The organism is Streptomyces sp. NPDC048483 (genome assembly GCF_040651455.1).
Classification (GTDB): Bacteria; Actinomycetota; Actinomycetes; order Streptomycetales; family Streptomycetaceae; genus Streptomyces.
Genome location: NZ_JBEZJZ010000249.1, coordinates 1 through 2266, shown reverse-complemented (window position 1 = coordinate 2266; position 2266 = coordinate 1). Strand labels below are relative to the sequence as shown.

Here is a 2266-nt window from a genome sequence, read left to right as displayed (position 1 = left end):
CCCCCGCCAACAACGACTCCCGGTCACCCCCCACCACCACAGCCCGGTAGTCCAACACCGCCCGCGACGACGCCAACGAGAAACCCACATCCGCAAGCGACAACTCCGGGCGCTCAGCAACAAACGCACCCAACCGCTCCGCCTGCCCCCGCAACCCCGCCTCGGACTTGCCCGACAGCACCCACGCCACCGGCCCCTCACCCAACACATCCGCCTCGGGCCGCGCCACCTCAGCAACCGCTGGCGCCTGCTCCAAAATCACATGCGCATTCGTGCCGCTGATGCCGAACGACGACACACCCGCCCGACGCAACCGTCCTGTCCCAGGCCACAGTTGGGTCTCGGTCGCCAGCTCCACCGCACCCGCAGACCAATCCACATGCGACGACGGCTCATCGACATGCAGCGTCTTCGGCAGCACACCGTGCCGCATTGCCTCGACCATCTTGATCACACCGGCCACACCCGCAGCAGCCTGCGTATGCCCGATATTCGACTTGACCGACCCCAGCCACAGCGGACGGTCCTCGGCACGCCCCTGCCCGTACGTCGCCAGCAGCGCCTGCGCCTCGATCGGATCACCCAGCGTCGTACCCGTACCGTGCGCCTCCACCACATCGACCTGGTCGGCTGTCAGCCGCGCGTTCGCCAGCGCCTGTCGGATGACGCGCTGCTGGGACGGGCCGTTGGGCGCCGTCAGACCGTTCGACGCGCCGTCCTGATTCACCGCCGAACCGCGCATCACAGCCAGTACTCGATGCCCGTTGCGCCGTGCCTCGGACAACCGCTCCAGCACCAGAACGCCCACGCCCTCGGAGAAGCCGGCACCGTCGGCGGCATCGGCGAACGCCTTGCATCGGCTGTCGGAGGCCAACCCGCCCTGCCGGGACATCTCAACGAGCAGTGACGGGTGTGCCATGACGGTCACGCCACCGGCCAGCGCCAGCGAGCACTCGCCACCGCGCAGCGCCTGCGCAGCCAAGTGCATGGCGACCAGCGACGACGAGCATGCGGTGTCCACCGTCACCGCCGGGCCCTCGAAGCCCAGCGTGTACGAGACACGGCCGGAGACGACACTGCCGGAGTTACCGGTGCCGATGTAGCCCTCGGCTCCTTCCGGCACCGCGCGCAGCCCTGACGCGTAGTCGTGGTACATCACGCCGCTGAAGACGCCGGTCCGGCTGCCCCGTAGCGTGGACGCGTCGATACCGGCGTTCTCGATCGCCTCCCATGAGGTCTCCAGCAGCAGCCGCTGTTGCGGGTCCATCGCCACGGCCTCACGCGGCGAGATGCCGAAGAACGCGGGGTCGAAATGGCCGGCGTCGTAGAGGAAGCCGCCTTCGAAGCCCGTGCGGGCTTCCGGGGCGAGGGCGGCGAGGCCCTCCAGATCCCACCCACGGTCGGTGGGCAGCGCGGAGACGGCGTCACCGCCGGACTCCAGCAGCTGCCACAGCTGGTCCGCGGTCGCGATGCCACCGGGATAGCGGCAGGCCATGCCGACGATGGCGATGGGCTCGTCAGGGGCGGCCGCCCGGACCGCCGGTGCGGCCTGACCGTGGTCACGGCCGGTGGCCTCACTCACCACATACTTCGCGAGAGCGGCGATGTTGGGATAGTCGAAGACCAGGGTCGCGGGCAGCCGGAGGCCGGTCGCCGCTCCGAGCCGGTTGCGCAGTTCGACCGCGGTGAGCGAGTCGAAGCCCATGTCGGTGAAGGAGCGGCCCGGATCCACGGCGTCCGCCGATGCGTGTCCCAGCACCTCGGCGACGCGCTGGGACACCAGGACGGTCACCAGGCGGATTTGTTCCTGGCCACCGAGCTCGGCCAGCCGTGCGGCAAGCTCGCCCGCTCCGGCACCGGCGGTCTGGACCGTACGCCGCGTGGGCACCCGCACCAGTCCGCGCAGCAACGCCGGAACACCCGAGCGCGCGGCGCGCGCCCGTACCCGGCCGAGGTCCAACGCGATCGGCACCACCACTGCGGCCTCAGCCGCCAACGCCTCGTCGAACAGCGCCAAGCCGTCCGACGTGGACAACAGCTCCATGCCGGATCGAGCTGCCCGCGAACGGTCCTCGTCCTCCAGGTGGCCGGTCATGCCGCTGGCCTGCTCCCACAAACCCCAAGCCATCGAGACCGCCGGCAACCCCTGAACACGCCGGTGCTGCGCCAAAGCATCGAGATACGCATTCGCCGCCGCGTAATTGCCCTGCCCAGCCGCACCAAACACACCCGCGGCAGAAGAGAACAGCACAAAAGCAGAAAGACC

1 protein-coding gene is annotated in these 2266 nt (G+C 69.6%); it reads right to left on the bottom strand.

All coding sequences use genetic code 11. From position 1 onward, the window contains the following. On the bottom strand, positions 1-2266 hold a 2266-nt coding region (locus AB0D04_RS42610), incomplete at both ends, for a beta-ketoacyl synthase N-terminal-like domain-containing protein (protein ID WP_362712870.1).